Genomic DNA, 22,800 nt, shown 5'->3' with positions numbered 1-22,800 from the left:
TAGTTAATTATTTAAAACTTTTTCTTCCTAGCATCTTCTAAGATATCACTAGCTATTTTATTTACATTGTCAGCTACTATAGCACTATCATTAGCTATTTTTAAATTCTCTTGAGTTACATGATCAATTTGTGCTACAGCATCATTAATTTGAGTAATACCTGTAGTTTGTTCTTTAATACTCTCACCCATTTCATTAATAGATTGAACTAAGATATTAGTATTAGCTTCTATTTCACCTAAAGACTTTTGAGTTCTTTCTGCTAGGTTTCTAACTTCATCAGCAACAACAGCAAAGCCACGTCCATGTTCACCTGCACGTGCTGCTTCAATAGCTGCATTTAATGCAAGTAGATTAATTTGATCTGCTATATCTCCAATAATAGAAGTAACATTTTTAATCTCTTCACTTTGAGCAATTACTTCACTAGTTTTATGAGATACATTTTGCATAGAAGAAGTAATCTCTTCTAATGCCGCTGCTGTTTCTTCTAAAGAAGAAGCTTGACTTGAAGAAGAATCTGTTAAGTTCTTAACAGCACTTTGTAATTTACCACTTTCACTAGCAAGTAAGTTAGCAAATTCAGATGATTGTCTTAGCATAGCTACGATTTCTTTACCTAAAGCATTTGCTGTTACTTCAACTCCACCTTTAGCATTAGCAACTTCTGTTGTAAAGTCTAATGCTTTATAACTATCAAATACTCTATTGATTTCATTCATATTAGAACCTACTTTTTGTTCTAATACATTAAGCATTTCGTTAAGATAATTTTTAAGTTTAAGCAATTGAGGATTAGCAGGCATTGCATTAATTCTTGCTGTTAGATTACCACCTTCAACCTCTCTAACAGTTTCTACTGATTGTTCTACAGCTTTAGTATCTTGTTCTAATGCATTTTTAGTTTTAGTGATGTTTTCGTTGATAGCTTTTGCCATAGCACCAAATTCATCATTACTCTTAACATCTATCATAGCTGAGTCTTTGGTTTTATGATTGATGAAATCAAAGAAAGAACTAAGACCATTTTGTATAGTTTGTAAAGGAGATAGATAATAAGAGATGATGAAATAAAGTAAAACAATACTTGTAATACTTGTAAAAATAACAATAATAGTTTGAATGTAGGCTATTTTTAACGCAGGGGTTTCTATTACTTCTACATTTTCACCAGCACAAGTTGTATAACCATCAATTTTTACACAAATACCGAATCTATCGCCGCCGTTTTGAGTAGTATAATTAAAAATATTATAATCTCCAGTATTTTCATAAGCTTTAGCTACTGTAACAATATCTGGATTTTGTTCCTGACCAACTAATGATTTATCAGTTGATGCAAATACAGTATAAGCATGGTCAAATACAAAAGTTCTTCCTGGTAGTTCGTTAAATTTTTCTTGTAAATCTTTAACTAAAACATCAATTGCTAATACTCCTATAAATTTACCATCTTTAATTAAAGGCATAGCATAGGTAAAACATGGCAATCCTGTTGTTGCATCAATATAAGCTGCTGTGATATATAAGCTATTTTTCTTTCTAGCTTCTATATAAAATTCTCTCGTTGTAGCATCATAATTGTCGGCTTTTCCATAAATTCCATAGTCTAAGCCTTTGCTATCACTATCTGGATCACTTACTATTAATTCTCCATTTGATTGAGCTATATAAACAGCTAAATAGCTATTTATATCTCTAACAGTTTTAAGTAAACCGCCTGTATTTTCCATTAGCTTTTCTTGGGTATTAAGTTTGTTGTACGGAAGTTTTAAAATAGCTTGAGAAAGTTGCTCTAAAGAATGAGTATGGAGGTTTTTAAAATCCCTCATTGATTTTTCTGCAACTTTTACATAGTTGGTTTCAGCTTTAACCACCTCATGATTTAAAGCTTTTTTTGTAAAAATAAAACTAATAACTCCAAGTACTATCAAACAGATGATAGCTATAACATTAGCAATTAGTGAAATTTTTAATTTAATACTTTTCATTAAATAATCTCCTTGTTTTATTTTGCAATGTTGAAATTTTATTTTATTACAACATTATAATCAAAAATGTATAAATATTATCTAAATGATAAATTTTTATACTAATGTTTTTAGGAGCTTAGAACATGCTTGTGAGAGTATAGTATAAGTTTCATCAAAATCTCCGCTATACCAAGGATCAGGAACCTCATCATATTCTAACTCTAAAGCATAAGAAGTGATTTTGTGAATTTTGTGTTTAAAATTTGGAAAATTTTTAACTACATCATTGTAATTAGAATTATCCATAACAATGATAAGATCATTTTCTTCACACATTTTTAAGCTTAGTTTTTGACTGCAAAATGGCTTGGAATTGATATTTTTACTATTTAACATGGTTTTGGTTTTATAGTGCATATCCTCTCCATCATGGTATCCTGAAGTACCTGCACTAGAAACAATAAATCTATTGTTTAAATTTGCTTTTATTAAAAGATCTTTCATAATAAATTCAGCCATAGGGGAACGACAGATATTCCCTAAGCAAACAAAAATAATCTTAGTCATTTTTACCTCAAAAATTGTGTAATTTTTTCAAAATTATAGCAGTATTTTAAAATATTTTTTAAGATTAATTAAAACTAAGATATAATTTTTCATTAATGGGGAGCTTTTGCTGAGAGGAAGTTAGACTTCGACCCTTGAGAAGTTTGGTAATGCGAACTTTGAATTCTTGCAAAAACTTTCCTTTTTTATAAAAAAGGATAAAAATGATACAAGCAAAAACAAAAACTAAAATTCCTGTCTTAACTATAGCAGGAAGTGATTGTAGTGGTGGAGCTGGCATACAAGCTGATTTAAAAACCTTTAGTGCGCATAATTTATTTGGTATGAGTGTAGTTTTAAGTGTTGTGGCTGAAAATACTGCAAGGGTAATTTCTTGTTTTGATATACCTACTAAGATAATAGATGAGCAAATGTTAGCAGTTTATGAAGACATAGAACCAATGGCTGTGAAAATTGGAATGCTAGGTTCAAAAGAAATTATAACTTGTGTAAAAGAAAATTTATTACGCTTTAAAGCCAAAAATGTAGTGATAGATCCTGTGATGTTTGCAAAAAATGGCTATGCTTTAATGCCTTTAGAAAATTGTCAGTTTTTTAAAGATGAAATTTTATCTTTAGCTGATGTACTTACGCCAAATATACCTGAAGCTGAATTTTTATGTGATTTTAAAATATTTAACGAAGAGGATATGAAAAAAGCCGCTATAAAGCTTCACAAAGAAGGTGCAAAAAGTGTTTTGATTAAAGGTGGGCATAGTAAAGATAATACTAATGATGTTTTTTATGATGGAAAGGAAATTAGTATTTTTAAAGCAGAAAAAATTAATACAAAAAACACACATGGTACAGGTTGTACATTAAGTTCAGCTATAGCTAGTAATCTTGCCTTAGGCAAAGAAAAGTATGAAGCTATAAAGCTTGCTAAAGATTATGTGTATGGAGCTATTTTAAATTCTTTAGCACTTGGAAAAGGTTGTGGTCCAACCAATCACTTTTTCCAATTTGATAAGGAGTAAAAATGATTATCAAAGCAGTAAGAGAAAAAAATCCTTTGATTCACCATATTACTAATTATGTTACAGCTAATGATTGTGCGAATGTAACTATAGCAATGGGAGCAAGTGCTGCTATGGCTGATTTTTATGAAGAACAAGCTGATTTTGCTAAAATAAGTTCAGCCTTGGTATTAAATACAGGCACAATTAATCAGCTTGTAGCAAATTCTATGTTAAAAGCAACCAAAGAATATGCTTTATTAAGTAAACCTATAGTTTTTGATCCTGTTGCTTTAGGAGTAAGTAGAGCAAGAGATGGGATTAATTTTGAATTGCTTAATCTAAAAGGTATCAATATTGTTAAGGCAAATGCGTCTGAAATGGCTAGTGTTATAGGTTTAGATGGTAAAGCAAGAGGGGTTGATAGTACTTTTGTAATCGATGATGAGTTTTTAGAAAAAGCCAAAGAATATTCTTATAAAACTAAGCGTGTTTTAGCTATAACTGGAAAAATTGATTATATTATAAATCAAGAGCATATTGCTAAAATTTATAATGGCTCTATTATGGCTACTAAAATAACCGGAGCAGGTTGTATGTGTGCTTCTTTGTGTGGGGTTTTTGCAGGAGCTTTAGAAGATAAATTTCAAGCTAGTTTATATGCTTTGCTTAGTTTTGGTATAGCTAGTGAAGTTGCCCAAGAGCTTTCTACTGGAAGCGGTAGTTTTAGAGTTAATTTAATTGATGCTTTGAGTAATTTAAATGATGAAGAAATTAAAAAAAGAGCTAAATATGAAATCATTTAAAATTTATCTTGTTGCAAGTAAGGGTAAGAAAAGTGAAAGTGAGTTTTTAAATATTTTAGAAGCTTCTTTGAAAGCTAAGATTGATATTTTACAACTTAGGGAAAAATATCTTAGTACTTTAGAATTTTATAATCTTGCTTTAAAAGTTAAAGTGTTGTGTAAAAAATACAATACGCCTTTTGTGATAAACGATAGAATTGATATAGCCATGGCTGTGAATGCAAATGGAGTGCATATAGGACAAAAGGATATGCCTTTAAAGAAAACAAGGGAACTTTTAGGTGAAGATAAAATTATAGGACTTACAATTAATCACAAAAGTGAGCTTGCTAATACTCAAGGTGCTACTTATCTTGGAGTAGGTGCTGTTTTTGCTACGCCTAGCAAGCAAGATTGTGTTGTGCTTGGCATAGATGGATTAAAAGAAATTGCTAGTTTAACTTCTTTGCCTATTGTGGCTATAGGAGGGATAGATGAGACTAATTTAAATTTATTTAAGGATTGCAATATACAAGGTATAGCTGTGGTTAGAGCGATAATGGATGCAAATGATCCTTATATGGCAACTTTAAATTTAAGATCAAATTTTGATAAAACTTTTATAGGAAAATAATGATTTATTTTATAGGGGATAAAGAATTTGATGGTGTTAAGACTATAAGATTAAATGAAATTAAATTTCTTAATTTTGAAGTTAATTTAAAAGAGTTTGATTGTTTAATTGCTAGTTCTAAGAATGCATTAAAGTCGTTAATGTTAAGCAAAAGCGAAATTGATTTTGATATTAAACTTTATGTTGTGGGTCAAAAAAGTGCTGATTTTGCAAAAGAGCTTGGTTTTAAAAATGTCAAATATTCTAGTAAGGCTTATGGTAAAAATTTAGCTAGTGAATTTTTATCTGAGTTTAAAAATAAACAATGCCTTTATTTAAGAGCGAAGAAAATTAGTTCGGATCTTGATGAGTGTTTGTTGAAAGAAAATATTCTTTTAAAGCAATTAATCGTTTATGAAAATATAGCCATAGAGCCTAAAAAAGATGAATTAAAAATATATCATCCAAGTGTTTTTATCTTTAGTGCTCCTTCAAGTGTTGAACAGTTTTTGAAATTTTTTACATTAAAAAAAGAAGATAAAGTTGTAGTTATAGGTCAAAGTACAGCCTCAAAACTTCAAAATTTTAAAAATTTATATATATGTAAAAAGCAAGATTTAAACTCTTGCTTGAATTTAGCTAAGAGTTTAGATTTTTAAAAGTTTTTGCAAGTAAAAATGCAATAACAAAAATCATTATAAAATCTGCTGCAAATGGAGCTAACCAAACTCCATTAAGTCCTAAAAAATTCAATAAAATATGTAGTAATAAAAAAGGTAGTATTAAATTTTGTGCCATAGAAACGATGAAGGAATAAAAAGGTTTATCCAAAGATGTAAACACTGAAGTTCCAACATCACCAAACCAATTAAGCAAAAATGAAAAACAAAAAACAAATAAAGCGTTACTAGCTAGGGCTAAAAATTCCATATCGTTGTTTTTGTTAAAAAAGCAACAATATTTTCATGGTAAAAAAAACTTATAAAAAATACACCCAAAGAAAGCAAAGCTGAACCCAAGAGCATTCTTTTAAAAAGTGCTTTGATTCTATCTGTGTTCTTGAGTCCATAGTTGTAGCTTAGTGCTGGCTGCATGGCATCGCACATAGCTAAAATAAGCATATAGGTAAAAGTGCTTAAATAAAGTATGATAGAAAATGCTGCAATAGCTATATTTCCTGCAATTTCTAATAAAATTTTATTAGCCAAGATAGTGTAAATTGAGCTAGAAATATTAGAAAAAAATTCTGATGAGCCATTGTAAATAATATTTTTTAAAAGTTTAAACTGAATACTTGGTTTTGTAAATTTTAAAATCAAGTTTCCAAAAATAAAAGGAATGATTCCAAGTATCACTCCACAAAACATGCCTAAACAAGTTGCTAAAGCGGCTGAAAAAAGTCCCCATTCAAAAACAACAATAAAAAGCCAATCTAAAAAAATATTGATCAAAGCCATACTAATGTTTGCAATCATACTATAATAAGTCTTGCCACAAATTCTTAAATAATTATCGATTGCAAAACCTATGATGGTTACTGGTGCAAAAAGTGCAAATACTTGCATATATTGGGTGCAAAGTTCTTGTAGATTTGTATCCGCACCTAAAAATACACTTAGTTTATTTGCCAAAAAATATCCCAACAATCCCATTAGACATGATATAGTAAAGATTAAACACAAACAAAAAGAAAAAATAGCACTTGCCTTTTTAATTTTTCCTTTGCCAAGATTGATAGAAATTTGTACCGATGAGCCTATGGCTATCATATCTGCTAGCGCAAAACTTATCATAATAAAAGGCATCATTAAATTCATAGCAGCAAGTGCATTTGAACCTAAATATTTTCCAACAAAAATTCCATCAATGATTACATAAAGATAGATAAAAGCCATGCTAGCCATATTTGGCAAGGCGCATTTTATAAAAAGTTTAGTAGGGTTTAATGTAGTATAAAAGTTATGGATTGACATGATTTTCCTTATTAAAGATTATTTTATTTAGATTGTGCAGATAAAATAATTTAATAAAGAGATTCTATACCTTCTATAATATCTTTAAAATAAGGATCAACAATGATTATAAAAAAATCTCTAAAAAGCATTTATATCACCTAAATTTTAAAAATATAATAAATAAGAGATATTATATTGTAATAGCGGTTATAATTTTCTTAATATAAAATTTAATAATTTTTATCCGATTTTTACAAACCCACAAAAAAAGGAGCAAGGATGCAAATAAATTCGTATTCACGTGTGGCAGTGGAGTCACAACAGATTAGCAATAGGAAGGCTGATTCGAATACTAAGCTTGAGGATGCCAATACTAAAAGCGCTAATAGCACAAAAGATATTGATGAGGATAAGCTTAGTAAGCTTGCTAGCATAGGCGGAAAAGGCATAACAGAGCTTTATGCCATGAGTTTTATGCAACAAGCATTTAGTATGAGTTCATCTAATGGTCTATCTCAAGCTGGGATTTTTCAAGGAGCTCAGTCTAAGGATTCTTTAACAGCTATTTTATCAAATGTAGATTTTAAAGCCATAGGATATGAAGGCAAAGATATACTTAGTTTAAATGCTGATGAGGCAAAAGAGCTTATTGGGGAAGATGGGTATTTTGGTGTAGCAAAAACATCTCAAAGATTGGCTGATTTTGTTATTAATGGGGCTGGTGATGATATGGAAAAACTTCAAAAAGGTTTAGAAGGTCTAAAAGCAGGATTTGCGCAAGCGGAAAAAATGTGGGGTGGCAAACTTCCTGATATCAGCTATGAAACAATTGATAAAGCTATCGAAAAAGTAACTCAAAAAATCAATGAATTGGGTGGAAATTCTTTAGATATCAATGCATAAATTTATATATCCCTAGTTCTAAACTAGGGATTTAGTCTATTTTTAAAACACTTAAAAATGCTTCTTGAGGTAAATGTACTTTGCCGATAGCTTTCATTCTTTTTTTACCTTCTTTTTGTTTTTCAAGAAGTTTCCTTTTTCTAGTAATATCCCCACCATAGCATTTTGCGGTTACATTTTTACCCATAGATTTTACATTTTCTCTTGCGATGATTTTATTTCCAATGCTTGCTTGGATGGCAACTTCAAAAAGCTGTCTTGGGACGATTTCTTTCATTGCTTTTACTAGTTCTCTACCCTTGCTTAGCGCCTTTTCATTTGGCACTATGATGCTCAATGCATCGACATTTTCACCAGCTACTTTAATATCAAGCTTTACAAGATCACCCACTCTAAATTCAATAGGCTCATAATCAAAACTAGCATAGCCTTTAGTGAGTGATTTGAGTTTATCGTAAAAGTCCATAACGATTTCGTTTAAAGGTATATCATACTCAAGTAAAACACGCTCAGGAGTGATATAATCCATCTTAACTTGCATACCACGTTTGCGATTTAAAAGAGTGATTAAATTTCCTAAATATTCACTTGGAGTTATGATGGTTGCTTTTACATAAGGTTCTTTTATATGGTCGATTTTATTTACTGGTGGTAGCTCACTTGGGTTTTGAATTTTTAAAACTTCTCCATCGGTTTGATAAATTTCATAAGTAACAGTTGGGGCAGTAGCAATCAAATCAAGGTTAAACTCACGCTCAAGTCTTTCTTTAATAACCTCCATATGTAAAAGGCCTAAAAAACCAACTCTAAAACCAAATCCTAAAGCTAGAGATGTCTCGGGTTCATAGGTAATAGAACTATCATTGAGTTTTAATTTATCTAAAGCATCTCTTAAATCTTCAAATTTATCTGTTTCTATAGGGTATAATCCTGCAAAAACAAAAGCTTTAGCTTTTTCAAAACCACCAATGGCTTCTTTTGCTTTGTTTTTAGTTAGTGTTATGGTATCGCCCACTTGGACATCAGCAACATTTTTAAGTCCAAGTACGATAACACCTACTTCACCCGATTCTAATTTTTTGGTTTTTATAGGGCTTAATGGATGAGGGTAAAAAAGATCTTGTACAAGATGTTTTTTATCTGTACTCATAACTAAAACTTCATCATTTTTAGCTATATTTCCCTCATAAATTCTAACCAAAGCTAAAGCTCCAAGATAATTATCAAACCAAGAATCATAGATTAAAGCTTTAGTAGGTGCTTCATCATCGGTTTTTGGTGCAGGAATTTTTGTGATAATGGTTTCTATGAGTTCTTTTATACCTACACCTGTTTTTGCGCTAACACAAATTGCATTAGAGCAATCAATGCCTATAATATGCTCTATTTCGTGCTTAACTTTTTCTATATCAGCTGAAGGAAGATCTATTTTATTTATCACCGGTATGATTTCAAGATTATTTTCTAAGGCTATATAAACATTAGCTATAGTTTGAGCTTCTACTCCTTGTGAAGCATCAACAACAAGTAAAGCCCCTTCGCAACTTGCCAAAGAGCGACTTACTTCATAGGAAAAATCAACATGACCTGGAGTGTCTATTAAATTTAATACATATTCTTCGTTATTGAGTTTATATTTTAAACGCACAGATTGAGCTTTTATAGTTATACCACGCTCTTTTTCTATGTCCATAGTATCCATTACTTGAGCACTCATTTGTCTATCGCTAATTGCACCACACTCACTGATGATTCTATCGGCTAATGTGCTTTTTCCATGATCAATATGAGCTATAATAGAGAAATTTCTAATATTTTTCATCAAAAAAACCTTAAGATTGTCTCATTTTTCTTTTTGCTAAACCTATTTGCTCATAAGCATCTATTTCGCTTTTTAAAGTTTTATATCTTTTTTTTAATTCATTATTTAAAAACGAAATATTCTTAGGAGTGGCATTGGTATTTGCTGAAATAGCACTAATAAAATCAAGTTTTCTTTTGGTGGTGCTATCTTTTGGATTAGATTTTAATTTTTGTGAATTTAAAAACTGCAAAATTAAAGCTTGAATTTCTTGAGAATTTTTTGCATCATTGGCTTTAGATATAAAATCTTCAATGCTAATTATTTTTGGAGTTTTAGTGATATTTGATTTATTTGTGTTTTTATCTTTATGTGTAAAAAATAAAACCAAAAGAATTCCAAGTATAATAACAATAACTAAAACAATAATCAAAAATATAAAAAGAGAATTATTCATTTAAAAACTTTCCTATAATTTTTTTGCATAAGATTTTTTGAAATAACTTGCTATACTTAATGCTACCATAAATAAAAATCCCCAATACACATAATCAGGAATTTTTACTGAATCTCCTGCTGCATAAGAATGCATACCAGTTAAAAAGTAATTTACTCCAAAATAAGTCATAATAATCACCCAGTATGCAAACATAGAACAAACTGCAAAAGTGTATTGATTTGCCCATTTTGGTACCATTCTAATGTGTAAAATAGCTGCATAAACTAAAATACTTATTAAAGCCCAAGTTTCTTTGGAATCCCAACTCCAATATCTTCCCCAGCTTTCATTTGCCCATATAGCACCTAAGAAATTTCCAACTGTAAGCAAGCAAAGTCCTAAGATCATGGCCATTTCGTTGATTCTTGTTGCTTCTGTAATATTTCTTAAAATATTTTCATTATGTTTACCATTGATTTTTAGCATGCATAGTAAAACAAGTACAAATATACCTAATAATGCACATAGTCCTAAAAACCCATAGCTAGCAGTAATCACTGAAACATGTATAGTTAACCAGTATGATTGTAACACAGGAACTAGGTTGGTAATTTGTGGATCCATTTGACTAAGATGAGCTACACCTAAAGTAACTCCTGCTAAAATAGAAGTTAAAGAAAGCGCAATAGGGCTTTTTCTAGAAAAGAAAATTCCAGATAATGATAAAGCCCAAGCTATATAAACCATACTCTCATAAGCATTGCTCCATGGCGCACGACCTGCTATATACCAACGCAGAGCTAAACCTAAAGTATGGATGAAAAATGCCACAATGTTAAACACATAAACACATTTAAAAATAAAATCAATGCGGATTTTTGGCAGCAACATCTTAACAAAAACTATAATTAAAAGCAAAAATCCAGCACAAAGATAAAGAGGGGTAAGATTTACAAAAATTTGACTTTTATTGAAAAAGATTTCTGTGCTAATTTTTTTAGCACTAGGCATAACTTCATGGCCGTATTTTTCTTGGTAATTTTTAATAGTATTTAAGTTTTTAGTTGCTTCATTCCAGTTATTATGCATAATGGAATTACTAACTGCATTAAAATAGTTTTCTAAAATACTTTTAACTTCTGCGCTTTCTTCACCTTTTAATCCTATATAAGCTTCACGCGGTGCTACCCATTGATTGTTTGTGCTATTTTGCAAAGGAATAAATCTAAAAATATCACCTGAGAAAATTAAATTTACAATATTAACTCTTTCATCAAGCTTAATGATTTCTTTATCAAAAACACTTCTGCGGTTTGGATTTTTTCTATTAGCATTTTCTACATATTTTTGTAATTTATATGAATCTGTAGTGAAAAAATCTTTAAAACTAGTATAGGCTCTAGGCTCAATCTCTAAAATTTTAGAAATTTCTTCATTAACTAAACGACTGCTTGGCATAAAAATAATATCTTTATCATACCATGCGCTACCATCAAAAATCATTGATATGATTGTTGCTTCAGCACTTTGTCCTTGGAAGGTTGTTGTTTTGTGAATTTTTTCTAAAACTTCTATGGCTAAAGTATTAAAAGGAACCATTCTGCCATCAGGCTTTTGTACTATCAAAGAAGCAAGTTCTTTAGCGTGTGCTTCATCTACCTTAATAGGCTCATTTGCATAAGTATTTTGATTCGCAAACAAAACTAATATAAAAGCCAAAATAGCACTTGTTTTTTTCAAGGTGTCTTGGTTGATTAATTTAGCTAAGGTTCTAAATCTTGAATAAGGATTTAAAATATTTAAAAACATTCCTAGTGTGAGTAAAAAATATCCTATATATGTAGGAATTTTACCCGGATCTTTATTGACTGAAAGTATGGTACCAAGTTCATCTTGATCGTACGAGCTTTGGTAAAATCTATAACCTTGATAATCTAAAACATTATTCATGAAAATTTTATATTCTAGTTTCTTGTTAGCATTATCAATTTCTACATAACTTGCATAAGACATAGGCGACATCGAACCAGGATAGCGTTCTAATTCAAAGTCTTTTAAGTACATTTCAAATGGCATTTCTATTCCTTTAGGACCCCATCTTAAAAAGAAAGGTTGACCTGCTACATCAATGCGAATAGGTGAGTTGTATTCTATTAGGAAAACTTCTTTGGATTCTCCTTTGTAACTTAGTTTTAATTTTAAAGCGTTAATAGCATTATCTGAAAGTTGGGTTGGCATATATTTAGTGCTTTGTGCAAAGTCTTTGAAATTATTCAATAAAGAATTATTCCAGTATTTTGCCTCGCCAAATAAAGAAATTAAAGCATTGCGTCCTAGCTCTATCCAACTATTTTTAAACCAAGTAAAAAAACTTTCATCTTGAGTTTGATTGATACCTTCTAAAGTTTTTTTACCATGCAAGGAAGCAAATTTAACCACTAAATTAATATCATTGAAAGAATACAATCTTAAATCTTTAGCTTGTGCTTTTTGATTTGCTTTTAAAATATTTTCTTTGCCATCACTCATTGACATGTATTTTAAATCAAAATCAGCACTAAGTTTTAAATCTTTATCGATTTTTATATAAGGACTTGAAACAGAGTCATTTAAAAATGCTATATTAATACCATTGATATTTTCAACATCCCCTGCTTTAAAAAGCAATTCTTTAGACTCGTTATTTTGTGAAAGCATTAAGGATAAAAGTGGAGCAGAATTGTTATCATCAATATAAACTTCTTTTGCATCTAAGATTAAATTTTCATATGCAATTTGAGCTTTTTCATCAGGCAAGATTAAATCAAATGAAAAATCATTTGCAAAAGGCAGGGTCGCGATATATTCAGATTTTGAAGCACTATATACTTTATCATCTTTTAAGGTTGCTATGTAAATATAACTTTTTGAAGTTTCAATGATGTTGTTTTTTTCATTTTCTCTAATGTGTAAATTTCCCTCAAATCCCATATATCTAGTCATCGCTGAGCCTAGTAATATAAATAAAAATGAGACATGAAAGATTAAAAGTGGTATTTTTTTCTTATTAAACATTTTGTATTTAAAAAGAGCTACTAAAAGATTAATCCCTAGTATGAGTTGTATAAAGCCAAACCAAGAAGAGCCATAGATCATCGCCCAAGCTGTTGGTGTATTGTAAGCACTTTCTATGAAAGTAGCCAAGGCGCAAAATAGGGCAAAAATTAAAAACAAAAAAATAGAAATTTTTATATCCCCAAAAGCTAAAAGTTGTTTTTTCATGAATTAAGCTCCAAGGTATTTTTTTCTAATCTCATCATTGCCGATAAGATCTTTTGCGGGTGCATGCATAGCAATTTTACCATTTTCTAAAACATAAGCATAGTCGCTAATTTTTAAAGCTGAAAATGCATTTTGTTCCACCAATAAAATGGTAATTCCTTCTTCTTTTAATTTGACTATAATATCAAAAACTTCTCCAACTATTTTTGGAGCAAGACCCAATGAAGGCTCATCAAGCATTAAAAGTTTTGGCTCGCTCATGAGTGCCCTTGAGATAGCTAGCATTTGAGCTTCTCCGCCACTTAGAGTTCCTGCAAGGGCATTTTTTTTATCTTTTAATCTTGGGAAAAGCCTATACATTTGATTTTTTAAATGCTCATAATTTTCTGCATTATTAAAAGCACCAATTTTTAAATTTTCTTCTATGGTAAGATTGATAAAAACTCTTCTTCCCTCAGGTACTAAGGCGATACCTTTTTGAACTAGAGTGTACGGTAAATGTCTTTGGGTGTCATAACCCAAAAAAGTTACCTCACCAGTTTTTTTAACACAATTTAGCATAGCATTAAGTGTTGAGGTTTTTCCTGCGCCATTTGAGCCTATTAAGCTAACTATACTTCCTGTTTTTATAGTAAAATCAATACCTTTAACAGCTTCAATCAAACCATAATAAACATGTAAATCTTTAACTACTAGCATTAAAATCTCCCAAATATGCACTAATTACTTCAGGGTTTTGCACCGCATCGTTTGGTTTTCCCTCAAAAATAGTCTTACCGTAATCAAGCACCATAACTCTATCGCAAAGTTTATTTACAAATTTCATATCATGCTCTATAAGTAAAACACTAATTTTTTTGTTATCTCTTATATTGAAAATTAACTCAGCCAAATCATCACTTTCTGTAGAATTCATACCTGCTGCAGGTTCATCTAGCAATAAAAGTTTAGGATTTGTTGCTAAAGCTCTTGCTATTTCAACTTTTCTTTGCTGACCATAGCTTAAACTAGTAGCTTTTTCATCAGCTAAATGAGCAATATTGAGTTGTTCTAAAATTTCATAAGCTGCTTTTTTTGCATTTTTTTCTGCTTTAGAAAATCTTCCAAGATGTAAAAAGGCTTCAAAAATATTATATTTAATACTCTTATCAAAACCAATCAATACATTTTCTAAAACACTCATGCTTGAAAAAAGTCTGATGTTTTGAAAAGTTCTTGCTATACCCAGATGAACTATTTTGTGTGGTTTTAAATGATCAATTTTTTTTCCTAGAAAAAAGACTTCCCCACTGCTTGGCTTATAATTTCCTGTAATAATATTAAATAGTGTGGTTTTTCCTGCGCCATTTGGGCCTATAAGTCCAAAAATTTCACTTTCTTTAATGGCAAATGAGGTATTTGTTATGGCGCTAACTCCACCAAAATTTTTATGAATTTCTTTAAGTTCTAAAATCATTTTTTCTTCCTTTTAGAAAACTTAAATAAAATATCTGTTAATTCTTTATCTCCCATTATTCCTTTTCTTGCAAAAAGCATTACCAAGATCAATACAATGGAAAATACAACCATTCTAAGACCAGGCATAGCAGGAGTTTCATAACCAAAAATATTCATACTTTCATCTAAAAATCTTAAATACTCGCTTCCACCTATTACTAAAATAGCTCCGATAATAGCACCAGTAGTTGAGCCTAAACCACCCAAAACAATGATGATTAAAAGTTGGAAGGTAAATAAAAAGTCAAATTGCTCAGGTGAAACTGAAGCTAGTGCACAAGCAAGCAAGCCTCCCCCGACACCTTCTAAAAACGCTGAAGTGCTAAAGGCTAAGGTTTTAATATTAAAGGTGTTTATACCCATTGCTAATGCTGCATCCTCATCATCTCTTACAGCTTTCATAGCTCTACCAAATTTTGAGCTAACAATATTTAAGATGATAATAACTGAAAATATGGCAATCCCACCACTCCAGTATAAAGTAGTGTGTTTAGGAATATCATTTAAACCTAAAGAGCCATTTGTAACAGAAGCAAAGTTAATTGCCATAAGTTTAATAATGATACCAAAACCTAGTGTTACAATAGCTAAATAATCCCCTCTAACTCTAAATACTGCAAAAGCTAAAATTAAAGATAAAAGCATAGCAAAAAGTCCAGCAGCAATTAAAGCCACAATAAAACTCGGTGAATGAATCATCAAAATAAAACTACTTGGATCTTCTAAAGAAAACTGGTCGATTTTGCTTTCACTTGTAAGTAATACTAAAGCTGCAACATAGGCTCCTATAGCTACAAAGCCATTTGGTTCTAGTGAAAATTGTCCTGTAACCCCGTTGATAAGATTATAGCTTACTGCTAAGATAACAAAAATAGCAATATTGCTTAAAATTCCTATTTTATAATCATTGAAAAAATAAGGAGATATAAAAAGAAAAGCAAGTGCTATGATAAAAAAACTTAAATGTATAATTTTTCTTGCAACCATCTTAAAACCTACTTTTTTCAAAATTTATACCCAAAATTCCGGTTGGTTTAAAAAGCAAAATCAATACTAAAAAGATAAACGCAAAAGCATCTTTAAAACCAGAAAGATCGGGGAAAATAGCAACTACAACAACTTCTGTAAATCCTATAATCAAACCACCTAAAACCGCTCCGGCAACCGAGCCAATACCACCTAAAACAGCAGCACCAAATGCCTTAAGTCCTATAAGGGTTCCCATGCTAGGTTCAACAGAAGGATAACTAACAGCCCAAAAAATACCACCAATAGCAGCTAAAGCTGAGCCTAATGCAAATACAATAGCAATAATACGATTTGCATCAATTCCCATTAAATTTACAGTATGAATATCAAAAGCTAAAGCTCTAATAGCAATGCCATATTTGCTTTTATAAAGTATAAATAAAACCACTAATAGTATAAAAAATGTCAAAATAGGCACTAAAATACTATTAATACTAATGCTGATATTATTAAAATTAATCACTGTTTCAAGATAACTTGGTACAGGAAAATACTTTGGTGTTGAGCCAAATAAAACATTAAACACATTTTGTATTAAAAAACTTATACCTATGGCTGTGATAAGTAAAGAAATTCTAGGTGCTTTTCTTAAAGGTTTATAAGCTACTTTATCAATAGCTATACCTAAAGCTGCTGCAAATAACATAGCTAAAGAAAGAGCTCCTAAAAAAGGCACATTCATGCTTGTGACACAAAATAAAGCTGAGTATGCACCTACCATCATGATATCACCATGTGCAAAATTGATCAATCTTAAAACACCGTAGACCATGGTATAGCCTATGGCAATAAGTGCATACATACTGCCTAAGCTAAAACCGTTTACAATTTGCTGTAAAATTAAAGAACTATCCATTGAACCTCTTAAAATTTTTTATTTATGGAAGAATCATATCTTTATAAACTTGTTTTTGATTTTCTATTGATTTTATAACAATTGAACGTGTTGCATTACCTGTTTTATCAATACTAATTACTCCACTGACACCTTCAAAATTTGAAGTAGCGTGGATATTGTTATTGATACATTCGCTGTTAAAATCATTAACGCATTTTTGCATAGCTTCGAAAATCACAAAATAAGCATCTGCACCCATAGCTGTAAAATTTGGAACTTCTTTGTTTTGTTTTTCTTTTTCATAAGCTAGTATGAAGTCTTTTGAAAGTTGTGTTGGTGGATTATTATAATCGAAACTATCAGTAAATAAATATCCTTCTGCAGCATCTTGAGCTAAATTAATAAAAGTTTCATCAGCAACTCCATCTGCTGAACCCATAGGAATATTTATACCCATTGCTTTTGCTTGGCGTGCAAATAAAGAAGCTTCGGTATAATATACTGGAAGATAAATAAAATCAGGTTTTAAATTTTTAATTTGTGAAAGAATAGCTTTAAAGTCTTTATCGCCTGCTGTGATTCTAAATTTATCTAAAATTTTTCCACCTTGTTTGCTAAATTCTTTTTCAAAGGCTCTAGTTAAACCCAAAGAATAATCCGTGCTTTGGTCACTAATTATCACGGCTTTAGTATAGTTTAGTTTATTTTTTACATAATTAGCTAAAGATGAGCCTTGAAAACTGTCCATAAAGCAAACTCTACTTGCATATAATTTTTTATTTAAAATTTTATCAGCAGTAGCTGCAGGAGCAACCACTGGAATCTTTTTTTCTTCGCCAATTCTTATCACTTGTAAAGTATTAGCTGTTAGCATTTCACCAATTAGTGCATAAGCTTTGTTTTGTGAAACTAATCTTGTGCTAGCATTTGCGCTTTCTATTTTATCACCTTTTGTATCTACTACTACTAAATTTACTTTATCTCCATTACTTAGAGTGTTTTTCATAGAATTTGCAATTTTCACTCCATCTAAAGCACTTTGTCCATATGCTGCAGTTGAGCCGGTTAGAGGTAAAACCACACCTATGTTAATCTCTTTTGCTTGTATAATATTGCAAGCTATGACAGATAATATAGCTATACTAATTTTTTTCATAGTCTACCTTTCAAGGATTAATAATAGTTTTAAAAATTTGTTTTTGATTTTGTATTTCTTTTATAACTACAGAGCGACTCGCGTTACCGCTAGTATCTATACTTATAACTCCACCTACACCTTCAAAATTATTGGTTGAGTGAATTTTTTCATTAATACATTGTGCGTTAAGATTGTTAGTACACTCATTCATTGCATTTACCATTACATAATAAGCATCAGCTCCCATAGCAGAAAATGCTGGAAGCTCTTTGGTGCCATGATCTTTTTCATAAGCATTGATGAAATTTTTAGACAAAGCTGTTGGAGGATTGTTATAGTCAAAACTATCGGTAAATACCACTCCATTTACAGCATCTCCACCAAGCTCTATAAAAGTTTTATTATTTACCCCATCTCCTGCGCTTAAAAGTTTGTTAAATCCAACCGCTTTTGCTTGTCTTGCTATTAAGGCAGCTTCTGGGTGATAAATTGGCATATAAACAAAGTCAGGATTGATATTTTTAAGTTGTGAAACAATAGCTTTAAAGTCTTTATCGCCTGAAGAAATAGTTAATTTTTTAAGTACTTTTCCACCATTTTGTTTGAATTCTTTTTCAAAGGCTCTTGCTAAACCCAAAGAATACACATTGCTTTGATCAACTATCACAACCACGCTTTTTAAATTTAAATCTTTATAGGCATAATTAGCAAATTTATCTCCTTGAAAGCTATCCATAAAACAAACTCTACTAGCATAACTCTTTTTGTCTAAAAGTTTATCGCCTGAAGCAACTGGAGCTATAGCAGGAATCTTTTTTTCTTCAGCTATAGACAAAACTTGCATAGTGTTTGGTGTAACAGCTTCACCTATAAGACCTAAAACTTTATCCTGAGAGATAAGTCTAGTAGCAGCATTTGCCGCCTCTATTTTATCACCTTTAGTATCAATAGCTATAATTTTAATATTATCTCCATTTTTTAAATTTGGATTTAAAGTATTGGCTAATTTGATACCCTCATATACATCATTACCATAGGCTGCTAAAGTGCCAGTAAGCGGCAAAACAACCCCTATTTTTACCTCTGCAGCATAAATTGAACTAGCACAAAGTAAGCTAGCAAACAGTAGATTTTTTTTCATGAAAACTCCTTTTTTGTTATTTTAAAAATATATTGTTTTTAGTTTTTGGTGTTGGCTCCTCTTCTAGAAGATCTTTTTGATTAAGCTCTATAGAAAAATTTTGCCCCTTTAAATAAGCTATAATGTGGTTCATATCACTATCACTTAATTTTTTAGCATACAAACTCATTTGGATATTATCACTTGATTGATTTTCAAAATATCCATTAGCATAATCTTTCAAAGCCCCTTTGATTTCTTCTGGACTTAAGTCTTTAAGAGCTCTTTTGCCATAAGAATTTTTTTCTCCATTTTCTCCATGACAAGTATTACACTTGTTTTTAAAATATATTTCTTTAGCTTTTTCTAAGTTATAACTAATGTTATCATTAAAAGTATAAGTAAATAAAGATTTTACATTAAAAGCTAATAGTGAATTAGCAAATAAAACACTTACAATAAACAAGCGCAACATAAATATAACCTTTTTTAATATATAAATAAAGCTCGATTATATCTAAAAAAAATAAATAATCTCACTTTACCCTCACTTTTTTAAAAAATTCCAAAACTTTAAGTCATTTTGCAAAGGCTTATAGGGGTAAAATATTAAGAATACTAGCAAGTAAAAATATACATAGCAAAGAAGCTTTACTAGAAAACCTACCTAATGATTTAAAAATAAAAGAAATTAAAATACAAGGATTAAAAGAAGAAATAATTTTAGATATAGTAAGCTAAGCCAAAAGGCTTAGCTTTTATAATTAGAATTTGTATAGAGCTTCAAGTCTGATATATTGATCATCTCTATCATTAACACCTTGTTTATTTAAGTCTTCATTTAGGTAAGAATAGAATCCACTAAATGTAAGTTTTGGACTATAAGCATAAGATACGCTTCCAACCATTTCGTATTTATCTATATCATAGCCAACTTGTTCAGATTTACCACCAATATAGTCAAATCCCACTCTTAAAGTTTCAGCAAAAGTATAACCTAAACCTGCAAAGTAGAAGAAGTTTTCACCCATATCACCTCTTAAATCGCTACCTTCAGAATAGAAAATTTGTTTGCCTGGAGCAATAACTCTACCTAAATCTTCTAAAGTTACAAGAGTTTCTTTATCTTTTTCACCATAACCAACTACACCGGCTTGGAAATCAAATGCAGAGATATCACCACTGAATTTAGCTGCATAGAAGTTACCATTATCTACATTATTACTATAGAATTTTTCAAAATCGCTGTCTAAGCTATTTCCTAAATATTGACCTTGGATTTTGAAATTCATATCATTAAATGCAAATTTATAGCTAGCATCTACTGCATATAAGAATGCGTTATTTGCTGAATAAGCAGCCCATAATTGGAAAGCAAATGGATCAAAATCACCTAATACAGCAGCACCATATAAAGATGAATTATTTAATTTAGTACCACCGAAATCACCATCATCTTCATCATTGAAGCTATCAAACCAATAACCAGCAAAAGTTAAACCTTCGATAGAATTGTTAAGAACTTTAGCTCCTGTACCTACTGCATCATCAGTCCAAATAGAATTAATTTCCATTTTACCGAAAATTACATTTGTAGCATAAGCTTCATTAGTGTATTCTAAGTAAGCTTGGTTAACAGCAAAAGTGTCGTGAGTGTTTGTTCCAACTTTTTTAGCAATTTCACCATTTTCATCTTTTACATTACCATAGCCTAATTCACTAGTGCTGTATTGGAATTGAACAAAAGCTTTAAAGTTATCATCTAAAGCTGCTTTGAAGTTTAATTGAGATTTAAACTTGTGTGTGTTGTTGCTATTACCAGGATTATTATAACCGCCAGTAGTTTGATTATTCCCAATATCCATTCTATCAGATTCAAATCTGTATCTGAACATACCTGATACATCAACATCTTTTATTGCTTCTTCAAGTGAAACAGCGTTAGCTGCTGAAAAAGCACCTGCAGCTAAAGCTGCTACTAAACTAAGTTTAACTAGTTTCATGAGAATTCTCCTTATTAAAATTAAAACTATGGCTTGTATTATATCATAGTTTTATATGAGAATTCTTAAAGTAAACAAAAATATGTATTTATTGGGATATATATTTGAAGTTATAGTATGTCGTTATACTATAATTATTAGTATATAATGATTATAGTTTAGATAATCAAACTATAATTAAGTTAAATCTTTAAAATTGTAATTTAAATTTTATTCCTATTTTATCTTAAATAAATAATTTCATTCATATTTAAAACTAAATATCTTTAAAGATCTAGCAAAAACTAGATCTTTAAAAACTAAGGAGTTATCTATGAATGTTTGCTTTTACAGATGTAATTATGCTCTTTGATAGTTAATGTTTGGAAACTGGGTTAGCATTTTAATTTTTTAATAACACTGTCTAATTTTTTGCTATTTCCATCTTTTAAATCTTCTAAAGCTTCTATAGCAGGAACGAAATCTTCCATTTCATCAAGATAATTTTCTAAAGCATTGCGCAAAATTTCAGCTTTTTTCTTTTTAGAAAATTTTGCAGTTTGACTTAAGCGCTCGTAAAGTTCTTCTGAAAGAGTTAGAGTGTATCTTTTATTCATTGTCTAGCCTTTATTTTGGTCTTATTGCTTCTTGGCAAGCTTTACATTTGTAATTTGTGTTAGTTGTTTGTATTTTTTGGTGAATTTCATAAGGAACTTTGTGAATTTTATCTGCGCAAGAACAAATGTATTCATAAAATTCTTGTAGTTCTCCTAAGTTTATCTTTTTGTCTTTTTTGCTAAGTTGGGCTTGATGCCATTTTTCTATTTTCATATCTTCTCTTAAAATATGCTCTAAAAGCCATTTAGAAGCAATTATATTAAGTTTTTCTTTTAAATCATTAGTACTTTTTAAATTTTGAATCAAATCTATCATGGATTGTATGATGTTTTTATGAATTTTTTGATGATTAGCAAGTTCAGGATAGCCTATTTTTGCCATATATTTTTCTTCCTCGGCAAAATGTTCTTTCATGTAATTGAAGAAATCTGCAAGTAAAAATTTAATCTGTCCTTTATGAATAGGTTTATCCGAAATCATTTCAACATTAGCAGCAAGTTCAAAAAGTTTTTGGTGCTGCTTATCGATTTCTTCATTATGAATGCTATATTTATCGCACCATTTTGGTAACATATTAAAACCCCTTATTTGGTTTATGGGAGAGTTTTTGATGTATTATAATTTACAATATTTTAAATTATGATTAATTTTTATTAAATTTCGGTTTTTTCTTTACGTAAAATTAAACTAGTAGAGCATTTTTTACATTTAAATTGTATTTTAGAATATTGTATTTTTAAATGAATGTCATAAGGAACTTTATGAATTCTACCTTCGCATTGGCATTGATATAAGAATTTTTTTATTTTTTGTTTTTCTTCTTCAAAGCTATCTGAAGAATTTTTTATTTGCGTACTTTGTTTCCAATACTCTATCATCATATCGTGCTGAATGATATGTTCTATAAGCCATGAATTAACCACTATGTATAATTTTTCTTTTAGATCATTGGTGCTTTTTATGTTTTGTATGAGTTTTATCATGGATTGTGTGATTTGTTTATGCATAAGTTTATGTTGATTTAAATAAGGATAATTAATCTCAGCCATGTAGTTTTCTTCATCTTGGAAATGAATTTTAATATAGTGAAAAAATTCAGCAACTATCTTTTTAAGTTCGACTTGATAAATTGGTCTATCTGAAACTTCTTCTACTTTAAAAGCAAGTTCGAAAAGCTTTTTATGTTGTTCATCAATTTTTTCATTATTAATACTGTATTTTTGATCCCATTCAGGTAACATAAGAGCCTTAAATATAAAATACCAGATTATATAAATACCAGGCTT

The 22,800-nt window shown here is 30.1% G+C and carries 20 protein-coding genes and 3 pseudogenes; 5 read left to right on the top strand and 18 right to left on the bottom strand.

Features of this window, described 5'->3' with window-relative positions; genetic code table 11:
• Window positions 1-11 precede the first annotated feature (11 nt).
• The 3 genes and pseudogenes from CLCT_RS07855 to CLCT_RS05420 all read right to left on the bottom strand — a co-directional run.
• Window positions 12-494, bottom strand: a pseudogene (locus tag CLCT_RS07855) (methyl-accepting chemotaxis protein); the annotation flags it as partial.
• A gap of 747 nt (window positions 495-1,241) precedes the next feature.
• Window positions 1,242-1,832: pseudogene (locus CLCT_RS07850) on the bottom strand (cache domain-containing protein); the annotation flags it as partial.
• Window positions 1,833-2,087: 255 nt separating this feature from the next.
• Complete coding sequence (locus CLCT_RS05420; protein WP_039668640.1) at window positions 2,088-2,540, bottom strand: low molecular weight protein-tyrosine-phosphatase; 453 nt, start codon at window positions 2,538-2,540, stop codon at window positions 2,088-2,090.
• A 203-nt stretch (window positions 2,541-2,743) separates the two neighbouring features.
• Here CLCT_RS05420 and thiD point away from each other — a divergent pair, with 203 nt between their 5' ends.
• Genes thiD through CLCT_RS05400 form a run of 4 tightly spaced genes read left to right on the top strand, consistent with a single transcriptional unit; the run spans window position 2,744 to window position 5,592 of the window.
• On the top strand, window positions 2,744-3,556 hold the full coding sequence (gene thiD, locus CLCT_RS05415) for a bifunctional hydroxymethylpyrimidine kinase/phosphomethylpyrimidine kinase (RefSeq protein ID WP_149062490.1): 813 nt from the start codon (window positions 2,744-2,746) through the stop codon (window positions 3,554-3,556).
• A 2-nt stretch (window positions 3,557-3,558) separates the two neighbouring features.
• The gene (thiM, locus tag CLCT_RS05410; RefSeq protein ID WP_039668639.1) at window positions 3,559-4,341 is read left to right on the top strand and encodes a hydroxyethylthiazole kinase; all 783 of its coding nucleotides are present in this window, start codon (window positions 3,559-3,561) and stop codon (window positions 4,339-4,341) included.
• Window positions 4,328-4,954: a thiamine phosphate synthase gene (thiE, locus tag CLCT_RS05405; protein ID WP_149062489.1), complete on the top strand. Its 627-nt coding sequence runs from the start codon at window positions 4,328-4,330 to the stop codon at window positions 4,952-4,954. The genes thiM and thiE overlap by 14 nt, the downstream gene beginning before the upstream one ends.
• Entirely contained in the window at window positions 4,951-5,592 is a 642-nt protein-coding gene (locus CLCT_RS05400; RefSeq protein ID WP_039668637.1) for a uroporphyrinogen-III synthase, read from the top strand. Before thiE ends, CLCT_RS05400 begins: the two co-directional genes overlap by 4 nt.
• On the opposite strand, the pseudogene CLCT_RS05395 reads toward CLCT_RS05400, so the two are convergent.
• Window positions 5,573-6,900, bottom strand: a pseudogene (locus CLCT_RS05395) (MATE family efflux transporter). The gene CLCT_RS05400 and the pseudogene CLCT_RS05395 overlap by 20 nt on opposite strands.
• 267 nt (window positions 6,901-7,167) lie before the next feature.
• Here CLCT_RS05395 and CLCT_RS05390 point away from each other — a divergent pair.
• Window positions 7,168-7,791, top strand: a complete 624-nt coding sequence (locus CLCT_RS05390; RefSeq protein WP_149062488.1) for a hypothetical protein — start codon at window positions 7,168-7,170, stop codon at window positions 7,789-7,791.
• Window positions 7,792-7,822: 31 nt separating this feature from the next.
• Here the strand turns inward: CLCT_RS05390 and lepA are convergent, their stop codons facing one another.
• The 14 genes from lepA to CLCT_RS05315 form a co-directional block, all read right to left on the bottom strand.
• Window positions 7,823-9,613 carry a translation elongation factor 4 gene (gene lepA, locus CLCT_RS05385; RefSeq protein ID WP_149062487.1) on the bottom strand — a complete coding sequence of 597 codons (1,791 nt, stop codon included), beginning with the start codon at window positions 9,611-9,613 and terminating at the stop codon, window positions 7,823-7,825.
• 10 nt (window positions 9,614-9,623) lie between these two features.
• Window positions 9,624-10,049: a hypothetical protein gene (locus CLCT_RS05380; protein WP_149062486.1), complete on the bottom strand. Its 426-nt coding sequence runs from the start codon at window positions 10,047-10,049 to the stop codon at window positions 9,624-9,626.
• A gap of 12 nt (window positions 10,050-10,061) precedes the next feature.
• Entirely contained in the window at window positions 10,062-13,292 is a 3,231-nt protein-coding gene (gene ccsB, locus CLCT_RS05375) for a c-type cytochrome biogenesis protein CcsB (RefSeq protein ID WP_149062485.1), read from the bottom strand.
• Between the two features lie 3 nt (window positions 13,293-13,295).
• Window positions 13,296-13,991, bottom strand: coding sequence for a high-affinity branched-chain amino acid transporter, ATP-binding protein (locus tag CLCT_RS05370; protein ID WP_039668632.1), 696 nt, complete (start codon window positions 13,989-13,991; stop codon window positions 13,296-13,298).
• Window positions 13,978-14,748: a high-affinity branched-chain amino acid transporter, ATP-binding protein gene (locus CLCT_RS05365; RefSeq protein WP_039668631.1), complete on the bottom strand. Its 771-nt coding sequence runs from the start codon at window positions 14,746-14,748 to the stop codon at window positions 13,978-13,980. Before CLCT_RS05365 ends, CLCT_RS05370 begins: the two co-directional genes overlap by 14 nt.
• Window positions 14,745-15,776 (bottom strand): branched-chain amino acid ABC transporter permease, encoded by a 1,032-nt coding sequence (locus CLCT_RS05360; RefSeq protein ID WP_149062484.1) that lies wholly within the window; start codon window positions 15,774-15,776, stop codon window positions 14,745-14,747. Before CLCT_RS05360 ends, CLCT_RS05365 begins: the two co-directional genes overlap by 4 nt.
• 1 nt (window position 15,777) lies before the next feature.
• Entirely contained in the window at window positions 15,778-16,674 is an 897-nt protein-coding gene (locus CLCT_RS05355; protein ID WP_039668629.1) for a branched-chain amino acid ABC transporter permease, read from the bottom strand.
• 22 nt (window positions 16,675-16,696) lie between these two features.
• Window positions 16,697-17,812, bottom strand: coding sequence for an ABC transporter substrate-binding protein (locus tag CLCT_RS05350; protein ID WP_149062483.1), 1,116 nt, complete (start codon window positions 17,810-17,812; stop codon window positions 16,697-16,699).
• Window positions 17,813-17,822: 10 nt separating this feature from the next.
• Window positions 17,823-18,935 carry an ABC transporter substrate-binding protein gene (locus CLCT_RS05345; protein WP_149062482.1) on the bottom strand — a complete coding sequence of 371 codons (1,113 nt, stop codon included), beginning with the start codon at window positions 18,933-18,935 and terminating at the stop codon, window positions 17,823-17,825.
• A 16-nt stretch (window positions 18,936-18,951) separates the two neighbouring features.
• On the bottom strand, window positions 18,952-19,389 hold the full coding sequence (locus tag CLCT_RS05340) for a c-type cytochrome (protein WP_149062481.1): 438 nt from the start codon (window positions 19,387-19,389) through the stop codon (window positions 18,952-18,954).
• A gap of 289 nt (window positions 19,390-19,678) precedes the next feature.
• Window positions 19,679-20,917, bottom strand: coding sequence for a major outer membrane protein (locus CLCT_RS05330; protein ID WP_149062124.1), 1,239 nt, complete (start codon window positions 20,915-20,917; stop codon window positions 19,679-19,681).
• Between the two features lie 374 nt (window positions 20,918-21,291).
• On the bottom strand, window positions 21,292-21,513 hold the full coding sequence (locus tag CLCT_RS05325) for a ribbon-helix-helix domain protein (protein WP_039668625.1): 222 nt from the start codon (window positions 21,511-21,513) through the stop codon (window positions 21,292-21,294).
• Between the two features lie 10 nt (window positions 21,514-21,523).
• The gene (locus CLCT_RS05320) at window positions 21,524-22,087 is read right to left on the bottom strand and encodes a bacteriohemerythrin (RefSeq protein WP_149062480.1); all 564 of its coding nucleotides are present in this window, start codon (window positions 22,085-22,087) and stop codon (window positions 21,524-21,526) included.
• A gap of 80 nt (window positions 22,088-22,167) precedes the next feature.
• A complete protein-coding gene (locus tag CLCT_RS05315; protein ID WP_149062479.1) occupies window positions 22,168-22,755 on the bottom strand; it encodes a bacteriohemerythrin in 588 nt (195 codons plus the stop codon).
• Window positions 22,756-22,800: the final 45 nt, after the last annotated feature.

This window comes from Campylobacter lari subsp. concheus (assembly GCF_008245025.1).
GTDB classification, from domain to species: domain Bacteria; phylum Campylobacterota; class Campylobacteria; order Campylobacterales; family Campylobacteraceae; genus Campylobacter_D; species Campylobacter_D concheus.
This window is presented reverse-complemented; position numbering and strand designations above follow the sequence as displayed.